At 64.2% G+C, this 17,198-nt stretch carries 15 protein-coding genes; 11 read left to right on the plus strand and 4 right to left on the minus strand.

Going from position 1 to position 17,198, the window contains the following annotated elements:
* Positions 1 to 39 precede the first annotated feature (39 nt).
* Entirely contained in the window at positions 40 to 1,134 is a 1,095-nt protein-coding gene (hppD, locus tag ACP92_RS08300; RefSeq protein ID WP_013233689.1) for a 4-hydroxyphenylpyruvate dioxygenase, read from the minus strand.
* Between the two features lie 147 nt (positions 1,135 to 1,281).
* Here hppD and ACP92_RS08305 point away from each other — a divergent pair, with 147 nt between their 5' ends.
* The 4 genes from ACP92_RS08305 (at position 1,282) to alkB (ending at position 4,613) form a co-directional block, all read left to right on the plus strand.
* Positions 1,282 to 1,800, plus strand: coding sequence for an Lrp/AsnC family transcriptional regulator (locus ACP92_RS08305; RefSeq protein ID WP_013233690.1), 519 nt, complete (start codon positions 1,282 to 1,284; stop codon positions 1,798 to 1,800).
* A 91-nt stretch (positions 1,801 to 1,891) separates the two neighbouring features.
* Entirely contained in the window at positions 1,892 to 3,001 is a 1,110-nt protein-coding gene (ada, locus tag ACP92_RS08310) for a bifunctional DNA-binding transcriptional regulator/O6-methylguanine-DNA methyltransferase Ada (RefSeq protein ID WP_013233691.1), read from the plus strand.
* A 53-nt stretch (positions 3,002 to 3,054) separates the two neighbouring features.
* A complete protein-coding gene (locus ACP92_RS08315; protein ID WP_013233692.1) occupies positions 3,055 to 3,963 on the plus strand; it encodes an alpha/beta hydrolase in 909 nt (302 codons plus the stop codon).
* Positions 3,960 to 4,613: a DNA oxidative demethylase AlkB gene (alkB, locus tag ACP92_RS08320; protein ID WP_013233693.1), complete on the plus strand. Its 654-nt coding sequence runs from the start codon at positions 3,960 to 3,962 to the stop codon at positions 4,611 to 4,613. The genes ACP92_RS08315 and alkB overlap by 4 nt, the downstream gene beginning before the upstream one ends.
* Here alkB and ACP92_RS08325 read toward each other — a convergent pair.
* Positions 4,567 to 5,502 (minus strand): DMT family transporter, encoded by a 936-nt coding sequence (locus ACP92_RS08325; RefSeq protein WP_156181762.1) that lies wholly within the window; start codon positions 5,500 to 5,502, stop codon positions 4,567 to 4,569. The two genes, alkB and ACP92_RS08325, sit on opposite strands and share 47 nt — an antisense overlap.
* Before the next feature lie 114 nt (positions 5,503 to 5,616).
* Here ACP92_RS08325 and ACP92_RS08330 point away from each other — a divergent pair, with 114 nt between their 5' ends.
* Together ACP92_RS08330 and ACP92_RS08335 are read left to right on the plus strand one after the other, a co-directional pair.
* Entirely contained in the window at positions 5,617 to 6,438 is an 822-nt protein-coding gene (locus ACP92_RS08330) for an AraC family transcriptional regulator (RefSeq protein ID WP_013233695.1), read from the plus strand.
* A 153-nt stretch (positions 6,439 to 6,591) separates the two neighbouring features.
* Entirely contained in the window at positions 6,592 to 8,244 is a 1,653-nt protein-coding gene (locus ACP92_RS08335) for a methyl-accepting chemotaxis protein (RefSeq protein WP_013233696.1), read from the plus strand.
* A gap of 82 nt (positions 8,245 to 8,326) precedes the next feature.
* Here ACP92_RS08335 and ACP92_RS08340 read toward each other — a convergent pair whose 3' ends face one another.
* Entirely contained in the window at positions 8,327 to 9,628 is a 1,302-nt protein-coding gene (locus ACP92_RS08340; protein ID WP_013233697.1) for a D-amino acid dehydrogenase, read from the minus strand.
* A 181-nt stretch (positions 9,629 to 9,809) separates the two neighbouring features.
* Between ACP92_RS08340 and ACP92_RS08345 the strand changes: the two genes are divergently transcribed.
* The 3 genes from ACP92_RS08345 to ACP92_RS08355 all read left to right on the plus strand — a co-directional run bounded on the left by ACP92_RS08345 (position 9,810) and on the right by ACP92_RS08355 (position 13,100).
* Positions 9,810 to 10,298, plus strand: coding sequence for an Lrp/AsnC ligand binding domain-containing protein (locus tag ACP92_RS08345; RefSeq protein WP_006464533.1), 489 nt, complete (start codon positions 9,810 to 9,812; stop codon positions 10,296 to 10,298).
* A 177-nt stretch (positions 10,299 to 10,475) separates the two neighbouring features.
* The gene (locus tag ACP92_RS08350; protein WP_013233698.1) at positions 10,476 to 12,803 is read left to right on the plus strand and encodes an FdhF/YdeP family oxidoreductase; all 2,328 of its coding nucleotides are present in this window, start codon (positions 10,476 to 10,478) and stop codon (positions 12,801 to 12,803) included.
* A gap of 12 nt (positions 12,804 to 12,815) precedes the next feature.
* The gene (locus tag ACP92_RS08355) at positions 12,816 to 13,100 is read left to right on the plus strand and encodes a helix-turn-helix domain-containing protein (protein ID WP_039790014.1); all 285 of its coding nucleotides are present in this window, start codon (positions 12,816 to 12,818) and stop codon (positions 13,098 to 13,100) included.
* Between the two features lie 168 nt (positions 13,101 to 13,268).
* On the opposite strand, the gene ACP92_RS08360 is transcribed toward ACP92_RS08355, so the two are convergent.
* Positions 13,269 to 14,711: an aminotransferase-like domain-containing protein gene (locus tag ACP92_RS08360; protein ID WP_013233699.1), complete on the minus strand. Its 1,443-nt coding sequence runs from the start codon at positions 14,709 to 14,711 to the stop codon at positions 13,269 to 13,271.
* 58 nt (positions 14,712 to 14,769) lie between these two features.
* On the opposite strand from ACP92_RS08360, the gene ACP92_RS08365 reads away from it, so the two are divergent.
* Positions 14,770 to 15,441, plus strand: coding sequence for a glutathione S-transferase family protein (locus tag ACP92_RS08365; protein WP_013233700.1), 672 nt, complete (start codon positions 14,770 to 14,772; stop codon positions 15,439 to 15,441).
* Between the two features lie 125 nt (positions 15,442 to 15,566).
* Entirely contained in the window at positions 15,567 to 16,895 is a 1,329-nt protein-coding gene (gene paeA / locus ACP92_RS08370) for a polyamine export protein PaeA (protein WP_048348520.1), read from the plus strand.
* The last annotated feature ends 303 nt before the right edge of the window (positions 16,896 to 17,198 follow it).

The following is a 17,198-nucleotide window of genomic DNA, read 5'->3' on the forward strand; positions in this document are numbered from 1 at the left end:
ATGCGGGCTCCGCCTCGCCGTCCAGGTGGGCAGCGGGATTCAGATCACGCCGCGGCGCATCTGGTCCAGTTCGATGGATTCGAAGAGCGCCTTGAAATTGCCTTCGCCGAAGCCGTCATTGCCCTTGCGCTGGATGATCTCGTAGAACACCGGGCCGATCAGGTTCTGGGTAAAGATCTGCAGCAGCAGGCCCTGGCCGGCCGTGGGCGCGCCATCGATCAGGATCTTCAGTTCGCGCAGGGCGTCCAGGTCTTCGCCATGGCCGGGGATGCGGCGTTCGACCAGGTCGTAGTAGGTGGAGATGGTGTCCTGCAGCGGCACGCCACGCTCGCGCAGGGCGCGCACGGTCTGGTAGATGTCGTCAGTGCCCAGGGCGATGTGCTGGATGCCTTCACCGTTGTATTGCTTGATGAATTCTTCGATCTGCGACTTGTCGTCGGCGCTCTCGTTGATGGGAATGCGGATCTTGCCGCACGGGCTGGTCATGGCGCGCGAGCGCAGGCCGGTGACCTTGCCTTCGATGTCGAAATACTTGATCTCGCGGAAATTGAACAGGCGGGTGTAGAACGACGACCAGGTATCCATCGCGCCGCGCATGACGTTGTGGGTCAGGTGATCGATATAGGTCAGGCCCACGCCCTTGGGGTTGCGCTCCACACCGGGGAAGAACTGGAAGTCGACGTCATAGATGGAGCCATTCTCGCCATAGCGGTCCACCAGGTACAGCAGCGAACCGCCGATGCCGCGAATGGCGGGAATATTCAGTTCCATCGGCCCCAGCTTGGCCTCGACGCCTTCCGCGCCCAGTTCCAGCGCACGCTTGTAGACCTGGGCGGCATCCTTGACCCGGAAGGCCATGGCGTTCACCGAGGCGCCATGCACCTGGGCGAAGGCGGCGGCATTGCTGCCGGGTTCGCCGTTGAGGATGAAGTTGACTTGGCCTTGGCGGTACAGGGTGACGTTCTTGGAGCGGTGCCGCGCCACCGCGGTAAAGCCCATCAGTTCCAGCACGCGGGCGATGGCGGCAGGGTCGGCAGCGGTGTATTCGACGAATTCGAATCCGTCGGTGCCCATGGGATTGTCGAACAGGTCGCCGCTGGCGGCGGGGGCGAAATTGGTCTCGGTGTGGCCCATCTGTGTCTCCTCGTATCGGGTGCGGCCGGCAAGCGCGGCCTATGCGAGGAGTTTATTGCGTAAAAAGCGCAATATGTGATTGTTTTTTGCGCGATAAACTAGGTAATATGCACAAATAATTCTTAAATAAGCAAATTGGAGAGATAAATGAGCATCATCAACGTGGACCGCTATGACCTCGCGCTGCTGACCGAGCTGCAGCGCGACGGCCATATCACCAATAGCGCCCTGGGCCAGAAGGTCCACTTGTCGACCTCGCAGATCAGCCGCCGCGTGCAGCGCCTGGAAGAAGCCCACGTCATCGAACGCTACACCGCCGTGCTGGACCCGGCCGTGGTCGGCTTGGGCGTGACGGCCTTCACCACCGTGACGCTGGATCGCCAGGGCGAGACCCGCGGCGAGCTCTTCGAGAAGGCCGTCGAGACCATGCCCGAGGTGACCGAGTGCTTTTCGGTCACGGGAGAGGGCGATTATATCCTGCGCATCGTCGCCCCCGACCTGGCGGCGTTTTCCGAATTCATGATGACGCGCCTGCTGCGTCTGCCGGGCGTGACCAATGTCAAATCCAACATCACCCTCAAGAAGGTCAAGCAGTCGCATGAACTGCCGCTGGAACACGTGATGCAGCCGGTCAAGTCGCGCCAGCGCATCCGCTTCTCACAGTAGGCCGGCGCAGCGGATTCGAAAGCAAGCGGCGGAGTGCGTCCGCTTGCTGTGCGACCTAGAATCCGGACATTGCCATCGCCTTGAGCGCATCATGCCGACCTTGCCCGAGCTTCCCAACGATCCCGCCGCATCCAGCGAGCCCATCGACTCCACCGATCTTGCCCGCTGGCGCGCCGTGCAGCAGCGCGACCAGGCCGCTGACGGGCAGTTCTGGTATTCGGTGAAGACCACCGGCGTCTATTGCAGGCCTTCCTGTGGGGCGCGCACGCCCTTGCGCAAGAACGTCGCCTTCCACGCCAGCTGCGCCGCGGCCGAGGCGGCCGGATTTCGTCCCTGCCAGCGCTGCCGGCCCGACCTGCCGCCGCTGGCGCAGCGCCAGGCCGAGGCCGTGGCGCAGGCCTGCCGCCTGATCGAAGCCGCCGAGACCGCACCGGACACCGCCGCCCTGGCCGAGGCGGTGGGCCTGAGCCGCTATCACTTCCATCGGATCTTCAAGGCCCATACCGGCGTCACCCCCAAGGCCTACGCCGATGCCCATCGCGGCCAGCGCCTGCGCGCCCAGCTTGGCCAGGGCAGCAGCGTGACCGAGGCGCTCTACGAAGCCGGCTTCAATTCCAGCGGGCGCTTCTACGCCCACAGCGACGCCCAACTGGGTATGAAACCGACCGCCTACCGGCGCGGCGGCAGCGGCGAGCGCATCCGCTTCGCAGTGGCGCAGTGCTGGCTGGGAGCCTTGCTGGTGGCCGCGACCGGGCAGGGCATCTGCGCCGTCACGCTGGGCGAAGACGCCGATGTGTTGGTACGTCAGTTGCAGGACCGTTTTCCGCAGGCCGACCTGGCGCCCGGCGACGCCGACTTCGAACGCACGCTGGCGCAGGTGCTGGCGGCGCTGGAAGACCCTCGGCAAGGGGCGGCGCTGCCGCTGGACGTGCGGGGTACGGCGTTCCAGCAGCGGGTCTGGCAAGCCTTGCGCAGCATTCCGCCGGGCGTCACCTTGACCTATTCCGAACTGGCCGCGCGGCTGGGACAACCGGCGGCCGTGCGGGCCGTGGCCAATGCCTGCGCCAACAACGAGATCGCCGTGCTCATTCCCTGTCACCGCATCGTGCGCCTGGATGGCTCGCCCTCCGGCTACCGCTGGGGCATACAGCGCAAGGCCGCGCTGCTGGCGCGCGAAGCGGCAAACCGGGAGGGCGCCTGAAGCGGCGCGCAGGCGCGGCTACAATAGCTGTTCCCTCATTACCGGAGCCGCGCATGCCTGTTCCTGGCAAGGCCGCACTCGTCCTGGCTGGCGCTACCGCACTGCTGGGCAGCCTCATCGCCTGTTCGCCGCTGACGGCCATCAATGCCGTTACGCCCGCCTCGACCTACCTCAAGACCGAAGGCGTGGCCTATGCCGGCAGCGACAATGCACGCCAGCAGCTGGATATCTATCGCCCCGCCGACACGGCCAGCGCGCCGCCGCAGGGGCGGCCGGTGGTGGTGTTCTTCTATGGCGGCAGTTGGAACCAGGGCAGCCGCAAGGACTATGCCTTCGTCGGTGAAGCCTTGGCCTCCCGCGGGGTCATCGCCGTGCTGCCGGACTACCGCCTCTATCCTGAAGTCAGCTACCCCGATTTCCTCCAGGACAGCGCCCAGGCCGTGGCCTGGACCCTGCGCTCGCTGCAGGCGCTGGGCGGAGATCCGCAGCGGGTCTTCGTCATGGGACACAGCGCCGGCGCCTACAATGCCGCCATGATGGCGCTGGATGCGCGCTGGCTGGACGCCGCTGGCGCGACACCGGCGCAACTGCGCGGCTGGATAGGGCTGGCCGGCCCTTATGACTTCCTGCCCATCGAAAACCCGGATGTGAAACCGGTATTCCATTTCCCCGACTCGCCCCCCGATTCGCAGCCGGTGCGCCACGTCCAGGCCAGCGCGCCGCCAGCACTGCTGATCGCCTCGCACCAGGACAAGCTGGTCTCGGCCACCCGCAACACCGGTGGCCTGGCCGCCTTGCTGCGCCAGCACGGGGTGCCGGTGGTGGAGACCTATTTCGACAATACCTCCCACGCCTCGCTGGTGGGCAGCCTGGCGCGTCCGCTGCGGTTCATCGCCCCCACGCTGGACGAGGTCAGCCGCTTCATCGATGCGCCGCCGCCGCGCACGGCGGGGCGGTCGTGACTGGCGATCTGTTCGCCGGCCTGGAACGCACGCCCGCGGTGGAACGCATCACCGAGGGCGCGCTCTTGCTGCGCGCCTTTGTCGATGCCAGCGAGGCCGCGCAACTGATGCGGGATATCGCCACCGTGCTGGCCCAGTCGCCCCTGCGGCACATGCAGACGCCGGGCGGTTTTCGCATGTCGGTGGCCATGAGCAATTGCGGGCAGTACGGTTGGGTGACGGACCGGCGTGGCTATCGCTACCAGTCGCTGGACCCCTTGAGCGAGCGCGACTGGCCGCCCATGCCCGCGTCTTTCCTGGCCTTGGCCGGACGCGCCGCAGAGGCGGCCGGTTTTGCGGCGTTCGTGCCGGACGCCTGCCTGGTCAACCGCTATGAACCCGGCGCCAAGATGTCGCTGCACCAGGACCGCAATGAAATCGACATGACCCAGCCCATTGTCTCGGTGTCGCTGGGTTTGCCGGCCACCTTCCTGTTTGGCGGCATGGAGCGCAGCGACAAGGCGCAACGCATGCGCCTGGACAGTGGTGACGTGGTGGTCTGGGGCGGACCGGCGCGGTTGGCTTTCCATGGTGTCGATACGGTGCGGCAGGCAGAGCATCCGCTCACTGGAGCCTGCCGCTACAACCTGACTTTTCGTCGCGCGCGCTGAGCACCGCAGCGGGGCTGCCGCTGGGCCGGCGCAGCGACAGCGCCAGGCCCGCCATGATGGCGGCCGCGCCAGCCAGCATGGACGGCGGCAGCGGCTCCCGCAGCGCCCAGGCCGAAGCCAGCACGCCGAACAGCGGCGAGAGCGCATTGAGCATCATGGCCTTCACGCCCAGGCGCGCCACCACCCAGTTGAACAGCGCCACGCTGACAATGCTGACCAGCACGCCGTGATAGAGCGACTGCAGCGCCAACGCTGCCCAGGGCTTGGCAAAGGTCTCCGGGCCTTGCCATGGAAGCACCGCCAGCACCCAGCCCAGCGAGAGCACCTGGGTCATCGCCACCGCATCCAGCGGCGGCAGGCCCCAGGTCTTGTTGAGCACCAGATACCAGGCCCACATGAAGGCTGACAGCACGAACAGCAGGTCGCCGCGCCAGGCGCCCTCCGGCGCGAGCGAGCCGCCGGCCATCACGCCATGCAATCCCACCACCAGCAGGCCGCCCACCAGCAGCACTGTCCCCCACAGGGAAAAGCGCTCATCGCGGCGGAACACGAAACGACTGATCGCCATCCCGAACAGCGGCGTGAGCGCCGGATGGATCAGCGCGCCGTGCGAGGCCGGCGCGTAGTTCACCCCGCCCACCAGCACCAGGCTGAACAAGGGGCCCGAGAGCAGGAACAGCACCAGCGCGCGCGGCCAGCGCAGGCCGCAGGCCTTGGCCAGTCCGCGCCGCCAGACATAGGGCAGCATCAACAGGCCGCTGGTGAGATAGCGCACCAGGGTGGCGTCCTGGGGCGTGAGGCCGTGCTGGAAGCCGTAACGGGAAATGACGGGCTGGATGCCCCAGATCAGGGCCACGAGGATGCCGGCAAGAAGGGGAGGAGGAGGCATGGAGGTCAGGAGGGCGCAATGGAAAGACAGAACAGTAGTCCAGGTCGGGTTTGACTGACTTTCGATGCCGGGACAATAATATTCGAATTTCCGCCATCTCTTGCACCGCAGCCGATGATCACGCCTGCCGCTCATCCCGCCCGCCCTGCCGTCCTGCCCATCGATCAGGTGGATGGCATTGCGCGCCCGGTGGTCGCGGCCGGTGCGCAGTACCGACACGGCGCAGTGCAGCCCTGGCACAGCCATCGACGCGCGCAGCTGCTGTATGGCCTGAGCGGACTGATGCAGGTGATCACTGCCGATGGCGCCTGGGTAGTGCCGCCCCAGCATGCGGTGTGGATTCCCTCTGGGCGTGAGCACCAGAGCCGCATGCTGCAAGCCGTCACCACCTGCAGCGCCTTCATCGAGCCTGAACATGCGCCGCGCGTGGCGTCTTCCTGCCAGGTGCTGGCGGTGCGCCCGCTGCTGCGCGAGCTTCTCATCGAGGCCACCCGCATGGACCCCCATTACGTCCTCCACAGCCGGGAAGAAAACCTGATCCGCCTGCTGCTCGATGAAATCGGCCGCGCCGAGGAAATCCCGGCCCATGTCCCATTGCCGCCGGAGCCTCGGTTGGGCGAGCTGTGCCACCGTTTCCTGGCCGCGCCGTCGATCCGTTCGGGACCGGCCCAGTGGGCGCTCCAGCTGCATATCAGCGAACGGACCTTCAGCCGCCGCTTCCTGGCCCAGACCGGCATGGGCTTCCAGCAGTGGCGTCTGCGCGCCTGTGTCATGTACGCCATCTCGCGCCTGGCGCTGGGCCAGCCTGTTACCACCATTGCCTATGACCTGGGCTATGAGCGGCCCGCTGCCTTTTCGACGATGTTTCGCAAGATGACCGGCCACATGCCATCGGCCCATCCGGCGGCGCAGGCTGCACCAGCGCGTGCCGATTGATGGGGCAGAGTAGGAGGAGTGGCCAGAGTGGCGGCAGGATGCCAACTGGAAGCGGAAATTTTTTCCGATAGGCAATCCACTTGGTGTAAATTGGTCGGTCATCGGACAACATCTACAACGACAACGACTAGCCAAAGATTGGGGAGAAAATTCATGTCATTTCTGCAAAAACTGCGCGTCTCGGCACGTCTTGCGCTGCTTTCCGCGCTGTTCCTGGCCGCCATGCTGGCCATGGTGAGCTGGAACATCGTCAGTCTGCGCAGCATCAGCGCGCAAGAGCGGCAGATGTATCACGACCGCATCGAGCCCATGCAGAAGCTCAATACCGCCGCCTTGGCCATGGCCATCCACTTCCGGCGCGGTTATTCCTACATCTATCCCAATGCCGGCGACCCCAAGTCGCGCATCGGTACGCGCGCCCTGAACCAGAAGGCCGAGGCCCAGATCCAGGAAGCCTTCGACTACCTGCAAGGCGCCGAGAAGACCGCGCAGCTGGCCCCGCTGGTGTCCGCATTGAACCAGGCCTGGCCGGCCTACAAGGAGTCGTTCCAGCGGCTCATGGACAAGGCTGACCAGGACGACCAGGCCGGCGCCCTGGCCGAGTTGCAGAAGACCACCGATCCGGCCCACGTCAAGCTGCGTGACGTGTTCCTGCAGGTGGTCAAGCTCTACGACCAGTCGGTGCAGGACCACATGAACGTCTCCGCCGAAGGTGTGGATAGCACCGCCTGGCGGCTGGTGGCGCTGCTGGCCCTGACGGTGGCGCTGGGGGTGGCCTTCAGCGTGGTGATCCAGCGCTCCATCACGCGCCAGCTGGGTGGCGAGCCGGATTATGCGGTCGATATCGCCCAGGCCATTGCCGATGGCGACCTGGCCACGCAAGTGCGCCTGCGTGCCGGCGACCAGGGCAGTGTGCTGGCCGCCATGGAAACCATGCGCGCGCGCCTGGCCCATCTGGTGCAGGAGGTCTACAAGAGTTGCCACGCCATCGATACCGGCGCCTCCGAAATCGCCGACGGCAATCTCAATCTCAGTCAGCGTACCGAGGAGCAGGCCTCCAACCTGGAAGAGACGGCCGCCTCCATGGAAGAACTGACCAGCACCGTCAAGCACAATGCCCAGACCGTTGCCGAAGCGGTCAAGCTGGCCGGCGACGCCAGCCAAGCGGCCGGCCATGGCGGGCAGGCGGTCTCGGGCGTGGTGGACCTGATGGGAGACATTGCATCGAGCTCGGCGCGCATCAAGGAAATCATCGTGGTCATCGACGCCATCGCCTTCCAGACCAACATCCTGGCCTTGAACGCGGCGGTGGAAGCAGCCCGTGCCGGCGAACAGGGGCGTGGCTTTGCGGTGGTGGCATCGGAAGTGCGCACGCTGGCCCATCGTTCGGCCCAGGCCGCGCGCGAGATCAAGACGCTCATCGAAGACAGTGTCTCCAAGGTCGATGCCGGGTATAGCAAGGTGCAGGAAGCCGCTGACGCCATCGGCGAGGTCGTCACCCAGGTGCGCCATGTGTCGGGGCTGGTCAATGAGATCGGCGTGTCCACCCAGGAGCAGACCCAGGGTATCTCGCAGGTGGGCACAGCCGTGCAGCAGCTCGATGATGTGACCCAGCAGAATGCCGCGCTGGTGGAACAGTCGGCAGCGGCGGCCGAGAGCCTGAGCGCGCAAGCCAGCAAGCTGCTGGACTTGATGGGGGCCTTCAAGCTGGCCGGCCGTGAGGAGCAGGCACTACACGCGGCGCCAGCAGTTGCACCAGCACCGCTGCGGGTGCTGGCAGCCGCCCCGGCGATTGCGTTGCGCTGATCCTGGCAGTCATAAAAAAAGGCCGGAGAACTGGACTCCGGCCAAGCATTCTGCGAGGGATGCAGAAGAAACTATTTCATCCTCATGCGCCCGCCAGGCGCGGCGTCTGCGCGCGACCGCCGGAGGAGAGGTAGCGCTCCACCGACAGGTCTTCGTGGGCAATGGCCGGACGACGACCCGAGATCAGGTCGGCCAGCAACTGCCCCGAGCCGCAGGACATGGTCCAGCCCAGGGTGCCATGGCCGGTGTTGATGTAGAGATTGGAGACCGGCGTGGCGCCGACCACTGGGGTGCCGTCCGGGGTCATCGGGCGCAGGCCGGTCCAGAAGCTGGCCTGGGCGGTGTCGCCGGCGCCCGGGAAGAGGTCGTTGACCACCAGCTCCAGCGTGGCGCGGCGCTTGGCCTTCAAGGCGGTGTCGTAACCGACGATCTCGGCCATGCCGCCCACGCGGATGCGGTCATCGAAGCGGGTCACGGCGATCTTGTAGGTTTCGTCCAGGATGGTCGAGACCGGGGCCGCCGAGGCGTCGGTGATGGGGACGGTGATGGAGTAGCCCTTGAGCGGATAGACCGGGATGGCCGGCAGGCCCGGCACCTCGCCCAGCAGCTGCGGCGAATACGATCCCAGCGCCACCACATAGCTGTCCGCCTGCACCAGTTCCTTGCCACACACCACGCCAGCGATCTTGCCGCCGGCCATGGCCAGCGCATCGATGTCCACGCCGTAGCGGAACTTCACGCCGATCTGTTCTGCCATCGTCGCCAGCCGGGTGGTGAAGAGCTGGCAATCGCCAGTCTCGTCATTGGGCAGGCGCAGGCCGCCGGTGAGCTTGTCGCGCACCTTGGCCAGCGCCGGTTCGGCATTGCCCAACTGGTCCGGGGTCAGCAGTTCGAAGGGAACGCCGGCTTCCTTGAGCACGGCGATATCCTTGGCCGCGCCTTCCAACTGCTCCTGGCTGCGGAACAGTTGCAGGGTGCCTTGCTGGCGGCCTTCATAGGGAATGCCGACGTCGGCACGCAGGTCGCGCAGGCAGTCGCGGCTGTATTCGGCCAGGCGCACCATGCGTTCCTTGTTGACGGCGTAACGCTCGGCATTGCAGTTGCGCAGCATCTGCCACATCCAGCGCAGCTGGTTGAAGCTGCCGTCGAGGCGGATGGCCAGCGGGGCGTGCTCCTGGAACATCCACTTGATGGCCTTCAACGGAATGCCCGGGGCGGCCCAGGGCGATGCATAACCCGGGGAGATCTGGCCGGCGTTGCCGAACGAGGTTTCCAGCGCCGGGCCGGGCTGGCGGTCCAGCACGGTGACGTCGTGGCCGGCGCGGGCCAGATACCAGGCGCTGGTGACGCCGATGACACCGCTTCCAAGAATGACCACACGCATGCTGACTCCCCGTTTTGAAATGTTGACGCTGCCAAGTGCTGTTGAAACAGATGAAATAGATGAATTGGTCGATTGGCAGAAGATTCAGCTATGATAGGAGCGAATATGTAGTGTTTGTTCACGTATTTATCCGGTGTTTTATGAAGTTTTCTTGTAAAGCGCCCCGAAACAGGAAAATCTCATGAGAACTCAGCAACAGTCCGTCCGTACCCTGGACAAGCTCGATCACCGCATCCTGGCCGTGCTGCAAAAGGATGGCCGCATCTCCATGAAGGAGCTGGGCGAGCAGGTCGGGTTGTCGGTGACGCCCTGTATCGAGCGGGTCCGGCGCATGGAGCGCGATGGCGTCATCACCGGCTATTACGCCCGCGTCAATCCGGAGTCGCTGGGCGCGACGCTGCTGGTGTTCGTGGAGATCACGCTGAACCACAAGTCCGGCAACATGTTCGAGCAGTTCCGGCGCGAAGTGCTGCGCATCCCCGAGGTGCAGGAATGCCACCTGGTCTCGGGCGATTTCGACTACCTGATCAAGGCCCGTATCCGGGGCATGGCCGAATACCGCAAGCTGCTGGGGGACATCCTCTTGCAGTTGCCGGGGGCGGCGCAGTCCAAGAGCTATGTGGTGATGGAAGAGATCAAGGAAACCCTGGCGCTGCCGCTGGATGATTGAGCGCCAAGACTGAGCGCAAAAGCGGTGCGGATAAAGCGGGGCCGGCGCGAGGGACGTTTGCGCGGGCAGGTTGACAAGCACTGTACTTGAATCGGCCGGATGCTCCTGTGCATTCCGGAGCCTGCCGGTGTGTCCTAGACTTCACCTACACTGGACTCCACTCCGACCCGAGACATCATGCCTTCCAAACCAAGAATCGAGCAATACAATCAACCTGCCGGCGGCTGGGGCGCGCTCAAGTACGTCGCGCTGAACCTGGTCAAGGAACACGTGGCCGATGGCCGTGGCTTGCGCACCCTGTTGTCGCAGAACCAGCCTGATGGCTTTGATTGTCCCGGTTGCGCATGGCCGGATCGCGAACATACCTCCACCTTCGAATTCTGCGAAAACGGCGTCAAGGCCGTGGCCGCCGAGGCGACCAAGAAGCGCGTGACCCCCGAGTTCTTCGCGCAGCACACCGTCACCGAGCTGATGCAGCAGTCTGACTTCGAACTGGAAGAGCATGGCCGCCTGACCCATCCCATGGTCTACGACGCCGCCACCGACAAGTACAAGAAGATCGAATGGGCCGACGCCTTCGCGCTGATGGCCAAGCATCTCAATGCCTTGCCCGATCCGGACATGGCCGACTTCTATGTCTCCGGGCGCGCCAGCAATGAGGCGGCCTTCCTGTTCCAGTTGTTCGTGCGTCAATACGGCACCAACAATTTCCCCGATTGCTCCAACATGTGCCACGAGCCCACCAGCGTGGGCCTGCCGGGCACGGTCGGCATCGGCAAGGGCACGGTGCTGCTGGAAGACTTCGACCATTGCGACACGCTGCTGCTGTTCGGCCAGAACCCGGCCACCAACCACCCGCGCATGATGGGCGAGCTGCGCCACGCCTCCAAGCGCGGCGCCACCATCGTGGCCATCAACCCCTTGAAGGAACGTGGCCTGGAGCGCTTTGCCGATCCCCAGAGCAAGGTCGAGATGCTGACCATGGGCAGCACCCGCATCAGTTCCATGTTCATCCACCCCACGCTGGGGGGCGATCTGGCGCTGATCAAGGGCGTCATCAAGCGCACCATCGAACTGGATGACGCCGCCCGGGCCGCTGGCGCCGAGCGCGTCATCGACGTGAAATTCATCGAGGAACACACTGCGGGCTTCGAGGAATTCGCCGCCCAGGCGCGGGCCGAAAGCTGGGACGACATCGTTGCCGAGTCCGGCGTCTCGCGTGAGGACATCGAGAAGCTGGCCCAGGTCTACGTCAAGGGCAAGGCAGTGATTGCCACCTGGGGCATGGGCCTGACCCAGCACAAGCATGCGGTCGCCACCATCCAGCTGCTGTCGAACATGATGATGCTGCGCGGGAACATCGGCCGCCAGGGCGCGGGCCTGTGCCCGGTGCGCGGCCACTCCAACGTGCAGGGCGACCGCACCGTGGGCATCGATGAAAAACCGACCCCGGCCTTCCTGGATCGCCTGGAGCAGGTGTTCGGCTTCAAGGCCCCGCGCCATCACGGCAATGACACCGTGGGTTCGGTCATGGCCATGCTGGAAGGCCGTACCAAGGTCTTCATCGGCCTGGGCGGCAACTTCGCCATGGCTACGCCCGATACGCCGCGCACCTTCGAGGCCATGCGTTCCTGCAACCTGACTGTGCATATCACCACCAAGCTCAATCGCAGCCACCTGGTGCATGGCAAGGATGCGTTGATCCTGCCGACCATGGGCCGCACCGAGATCGATATGCAGAAGTCCGGTCCGCAGGGCGTGACGGTGGAAGATTCGATGAGCATGGTGCACGTCTCCTACGGCATCAACAAGCCGGCTTCCGAGCACCTGATGTCGGAAACGGCCATCGTGGCGCACCTGGCTGAAGCCACCATGAAGTCGCGCAACAACGGCCCCAAGATCGACTGGCTGTGGTACGCCGAGGACTACTCGCGCATCCGCGACGCCATCGAGCAGGTCTATGACGCCTTCAAGGGCTACAACGAGCGCATCGCCAATCCGGGCGGCTTCCACCTGGGTGTGGCCTCGCGCGACCGGGTCTGGAAGACCGCCAGCGGCAAGGCCAACTTCATCGTCCACGACATTCCCAAGGACACGCCCATCCATCGCGCCCGCGCGATCCATGGCGAGAAGCTGCTGACCCTCATGACCACCCGCTCGCACGACCAGTACAACACCACCATCTATGGCATGGATGACCGTTATCGCGGCGTGTTCGGCCAGCGCCGGGTGGTCTTCATCAACCCGGCGGACTTGCAGATGCTGGGGTTGAAGGATGGTGAATGGGTCGACATCACCAGCGTCTGGGATGATGGCGTGGAGCGTCGCGCCGAGGGCTTCCTGCTGGTGGAGTACGAGATTCCGCGTGGTTGCATTGGCAGCTACTACCCCGAGACCAATCCGCTGGTGCCGCTGGAAAGCTTTGCCGACAAGGCGCGTACGCCTACTTCCAAGTCCATTCCGGTGCTGTTGTCGCGTTCGGCGGTGCAGCGTTCGGCGGCCTGAAGGGAGGGCAGCATGAGTGTGATTGACATGCCGGCCCAGCAAGATGCTGACCTGCAGGCGCGTGCACAGCAGATGGGCGTGCCGCCCGAGGTGCTGCTGATCGTCGAAACCCTGCAGGCCGATGCCGAGGAGAAGGAGGGCGGGGCGCTGTCGCTGGCGCGCCTGTCCAAGCGTACGCAATTGCGTATGAGCACCTTGCGGCGGTTTTTGTCGGCGCTGGAAGAGGCCGGCGTGGTGAAGGTCGAGATGAATGAGGATGGGACTGGCAGCGTTAGTTTGCTGGTGTCTCCTCAGTAAGTAAGTGCGGCGTGGGGCGCGTCTTCGATACGGCGCGCTGCGCCTACTCAGTCCGAACGGTTTTTTCTGTGCGTCGGTTCCACCAAAAACCGTTCGGACTGAGTAGGCGCGACAGCGCCGTATCGAAGCCTGTCCTGAGCTCGCCGAAGGGGCGCTCCGCACGCAAATTCACCCCGCCAGTTCCTCCACCAGTTTCCCTACCAGTTTCAAGGCCTGCTCGGTCTCCTTGGACCAGGCATAGCTGTAGTTGAGTCGGATGAAATGACTGTAGCGGTTGGTCGCCGCAAAGATGCGTCCCGGCGCCACCGTGATCCCCAGCGCCAGGCTGCGGCGATACAACTCCATCGCATCGACCCCCTGCGGCAACTCCACCCACAACACGTAACCACCTTGCGGTTCGGACACCTGCGTGCCAGCCGGGAAGAAGCGCAGCACGAAGTGCCGCATCATGTCGCGCTGCTGGGCAAAGGCGCGGCGCACCCGCCGCAGGTGGCGTTCGTAGCCGCCCTGGGTGAGGTATTCGGCAATGGCCCGTTGCGGGGCCGTCGGCGTGGCCAGGGTGTTGAGGAACTTGAGCTTTTCCACCTGCGCCCGGTAGCGGCCTGGCATGGCCCAGCCGATGCGATAGGCCGAGGTCAGGCTCTTGGAAAACGACGAGCAGTGCAGCACCAGGCCGTCGCGGTCGTAGTTCTTCAGCGAAGAGGGGTGGGCATTGCCGTAATACAGCTCGCTGTAGACAGCGTTTTCGATGACCGGCATCTGGTGCTGCTCGGCCAGGCGCACCAGCCTTTCCTTTTCGCTGTCCGGCATCTGGAAGCCCAGCGGATTCTGGAAGTTGGGCATCACCATGCAGGCAGCGATGGCTTGCGTCTTCATCCGTTCTTCCAGCGCGCCCACGTCGATGCCGCGTTGCGGATCGGTCGGGATTTCCAGCGCCCGCATGCCCAGCCGCTCGATGGCGTGCAGCATGGCGTAGAAGGTCGGGGTCTCCACGGCAATGGTGTCGCCGGGGCGGGCCACGGCCTGCAGGCACAGATTGATGGCCTCGGTCGCACCGACGGTGATGACGATTTCCTCGGGGTCCACCTTCAGGCCGTTTTCCAGGTAACGCCGGGCGATCTGGCGCAGCAGTTCGGGGTGGCCCGGCGGCAGGTCGTCGAACACGCTGGACTGGCTGGCATGGCGGGCGATGCGCCCTGCATACTGGGCCAGCCGGTGCGAGGGAAACAGCGCCGGGTTAGGGTAGGGCGAACCCAGCGGCACGGTGCCGTCCTGCTGGATGGTCTTGAGCGTGGCCAGCACCAGCCGGCTCACATCGACCTCGGTCGATTCCTGCCAGGCCGGATGGTCTTCGCGCGAGGTGGTGCGCAGCGCCGGCTTGGGCGGCGCTTCGGGCTGTTCGCGCACGAAGTAGCCGGACTGCGGCTGGCTCTCGATGATGCCGCGGCTTTCCAGTAGTTCGTAGGCGCGCACCACGGTGGTGACGCTGACCTTGTGCTGCTGGCTGGCGATGCGTACCGAAGCGATGCGCTCGCCCGGGCGCAGCACGCCGTCGCGGATGGAGGCCGCGAGCTGGTCGGCAAATTGTTTGTAAAGAGGCGTGACGGCCATGGGGCGGGTTTCTTGATGGTGTTAGAGTTGTTGCCTCGCATTTTACAAGGACCGCGCCATGATCACCGTGCATCACCTGAACAACTCCCGCTCCCAGCGCGTGCTGTGGCTGCTGGAAGAGCTGGGGCTGGACTACGAGATCAAGTTCTACCAGCGCGACCCCAAGACCATGCTGGCCCCGCCGGAGCTGCTGAAGGTGCATCCGCTGGGCAAGTCGCCGGTCATCACCGATGGCGAGCTGACGGTGGCCGAGTCCGGCAACATCATCGAATACCTGCTGGAACGCTACGGCGCCCACAGCGGCCTCCTGCCCGCGTCCGGGACGCCAGAGCGCCTGCGTTACCGCTACTGGCTGCACTTCGCCGAGGGATCGGCGATGCCTTGGCTGGTGATGCAACTGATCTTCGCCAAGATGCCCAAGGCGGTGCCGACGCTGATCCGCCCGATCGCCAGGATGCTGGCCGAAGGCATGCGCAGCCGCGTGGTGGCGCCGCAGCAAGAGCGCCAGTTACGCTTCATGGAGGACGAGCTGGGCCAGCAGGGCTGGTTTGCCGGGGCGCAGTTCAGCGGGGCCGACATCCAGATGAGTTTCCCGGTGGAAGCCCTGCGCGCCCGTGGCGGCCTGGATGGACGTTATCCCAACCTGCTCAAGTACCTCGAGGCCATCCATGCCCGTCCCGCCTACCAGCGGGCGCTGGAAAAGGGCGGTCCCTACGAATTGCTGCGCTGAGGACGTCCGGGCCGGCGCGCCTGATACCGGGCCAGGGGACAAGGATGCGCCGGGTTTGACGCGATTTGCCTTTTCTCCCTGTTGCAGGAGAGAATGTCACGTCAAATCATTGAGATAAGAACAACATGAGCATATTCACCAGTCTGCTGCTGATCCTGCTCCTGGTCGTGGTCAGCGCCTTTCTTTCCTGCGCCGAGATTTCCATTGCCGCCTCGCGCAAGATCCGCCTGGAAATGATGTCCAAGGAAGGCGTACACAATGCCGACCGCGTCCTGTCCCTGCAGGCGCAACCGGGCAATTTCTTCACCGTCGTCCAGATCGGCCTGAACGCCGTCGCCATCCTCGGCGGTGTGGTGGGCGAACCCGCCCTCACGCCCCACATGCGCGAGATCATCAGCAGCTTCTATATCGGTCCCTGGCTGGAAAACGCCAGCTTCGCCATGTCTTTCCTGGTGGTGACGGCCTTCTTCATCCTCTTTGCCGACCTCATGCCCAAGCGCCTGGCCATGGTGGCGCCGGAGCGCGCAGCGGTGGCGCTGGTCAAGCCCATGTTGCTGCTGGAGACGCTGTTCAAGCCCCTGGTGTGGTTCTTCAACAGCCTGTCGAAATGGATCTTCACCCTGTTCGGCCTGCCGCAGGTGCGCCAGGAAGTGATCACGCCCAACGAGATCCACGCCATGGTCGATGCCGGCGCCCAGGCCGGCGTGCTGCTCACGCAGGAGCATCACCTGATCGAAAACGTGTTCGAGCTGGAAAGCCGTTACGTACCCTCGGCCATGACGCCGCGCGACAGCATCGTCTACTTCCTGCTCACCGATAGCGAGGCGACGATACGCCAGAAGATCATCGACCATCCGCACTCGCGCTTCCTGGTCTGCGATGGTCACATCGATGCCGTGCTGGGCTATATCGACAGCAAGGATGTGCTCAAGCGCCTGCTCAAGGGCGAACAGTTCTCGCTGGCCGACAAAGGCCTGGTGCATCCTCCGCTGTCTATTCCCGACAGCCTGAACTTGTGGGAAGTGCTGGAGCGGATGAAGGCCATGGATGAAGACCTGGCCATCGTCGTCAACGAATATGCGCTGGTGGTGGGCATCATCAGCATCACCGATGTCACCGGCGTGCTCATGGGCAATCTGCTGGCCATCACCGAAGAAGAGCAGCAGATCGTGCGGCGCGACGAGAATTCCTGGCTCATGGATGGCTTGACGCCCTTGAACGACGTCATGAGCGAGCTCGACATCGATGAATATCCCAACCCGGTGGGCTATGAGACCTTGTCGGGCTTCATCATGTACATGCTGCGCAAGATTCCCAAGAAGACCGATTTCGTGCTCTTTGCCGAATTCAAGTTCGAGGTGGTCGATATCGAAGGCAATCGCATCAACCAGTTGCTGGTGACCCGTTTCAAGCAGGACAAGAGCGAGAAGGACGCAGCGCCGCTTCGGGATTGATGTTTTTCAGAGTTTTCTTATTTTCACTCCTCGCTGCTTAAAAGATACTTCGATCGGTCGTCTGCTCGTGATACTGGTACGCGGGGAAAGCAGGCGACCAATGTCGTAAAGGTAGCAAGTGAGTAAGTAGTAACGTAGCAGAGGTAGTCGTGGGTAAAGCCCGCATCCGAAAGGATGCGGGCTTTTTTGTTGCGCCTTCACTTCAGGCCATGGCTGCCTGCGGGCAACCTTGCAGCCGTGCTGCCTTGCTGCCATGGTGCCTTGGCGCCGACCATGGGGCGTTGCTTTTCTTATTCTCCTTTT

This window comes from Herbaspirillum seropedicae, assembly GCF_001040945.1.
GTDB classification, from domain to species: Bacteria; Pseudomonadota; Gammaproteobacteria; order Burkholderiales; family Burkholderiaceae_D; genus Herbaspirillum; species Herbaspirillum seropedicae.

What these genes read in the sequence shown, in the direction of transcription:
- hppD (WP_013233689.1), bottom strand. Translation starts at nt 1,134, where the DNA reads ATGGGCCACACCGAGACCAATTTCGCCCCCGCCGCCAGCGGCGACCTG.
- ACP92_RS08305 (WP_013233690.1), top strand. Translation starts at nt 1,282, where the DNA reads ATGAGCATCATCAACGTGGACCGCTATGACCTCGCGCTGCTGACCGAG.
- ada (WP_013233691.1), top strand. Translation starts at nt 1,892, where the DNA reads ATGCCGACCTTGCCCGAGCTTCCCAACGATCCCGCCGCATCCAGCGAG.
- ACP92_RS08315 (WP_013233692.1), top strand. Translation starts at nt 3,055, where the DNA reads ATGCCTGTTCCTGGCAAGGCCGCACTCGTCCTGGCTGGCGCTACCGCA.
- ACP92_RS08325 (WP_156181762.1), bottom strand. Translation starts at nt 5,502, where the DNA reads ATGCCTCCTCCTCCCCTTCTTGCCGGCATCCTCGTGGCCCTGATCTGG.
- ACP92_RS08330 (WP_013233695.1), top strand. Translation starts at nt 5,617, where the DNA reads ATGATCACGCCTGCCGCTCATCCCGCCCGCCCTGCCGTCCTGCCCATC.
- ACP92_RS08335 (WP_013233696.1), top strand. Translation starts at nt 6,592, where the DNA reads ATGTCATTTCTGCAAAAACTGCGCGTCTCGGCACGTCTTGCGCTGCTT.
- ACP92_RS08340 (WP_013233697.1), bottom strand. Translation starts at nt 9,628, where the DNA reads ATGCGTGTGGTCATTCTTGGAAGCGGTGTCATCGGCGTCACCAGCGCC.
- ACP92_RS08345 (WP_006464533.1), top strand. Translation starts at nt 9,810, where the DNA reads ATGAGAACTCAGCAACAGTCCGTCCGTACCCTGGACAAGCTCGATCAC.
- ACP92_RS08350 (WP_013233698.1), top strand. Translation starts at nt 10,476, where the DNA reads ATGCCTTCCAAACCAAGAATCGAGCAATACAATCAACCTGCCGGCGGC.
- ACP92_RS08355 (WP_039790014.1), top strand. Translation starts at nt 12,816, where the DNA reads ATGAGTGTGATTGACATGCCGGCCCAGCAAGATGCTGACCTGCAGGCG.
- ACP92_RS08360 (WP_013233699.1), bottom strand. Translation starts at nt 14,711, where the DNA reads ATGGCCGTCACGCCTCTTTACAAACAATTTGCCGACCAGCTCGCGGCC.
- ACP92_RS08365 (WP_013233700.1), top strand. Translation starts at nt 14,770, where the DNA reads ATGATCACCGTGCATCACCTGAACAACTCCCGCTCCCAGCGCGTGCTG.
- paeA (WP_048348520.1), top strand. Translation starts at nt 15,567, where the DNA reads ATGAGCATATTCACCAGTCTGCTGCTGATCCTGCTCCTGGTCGTGGTC.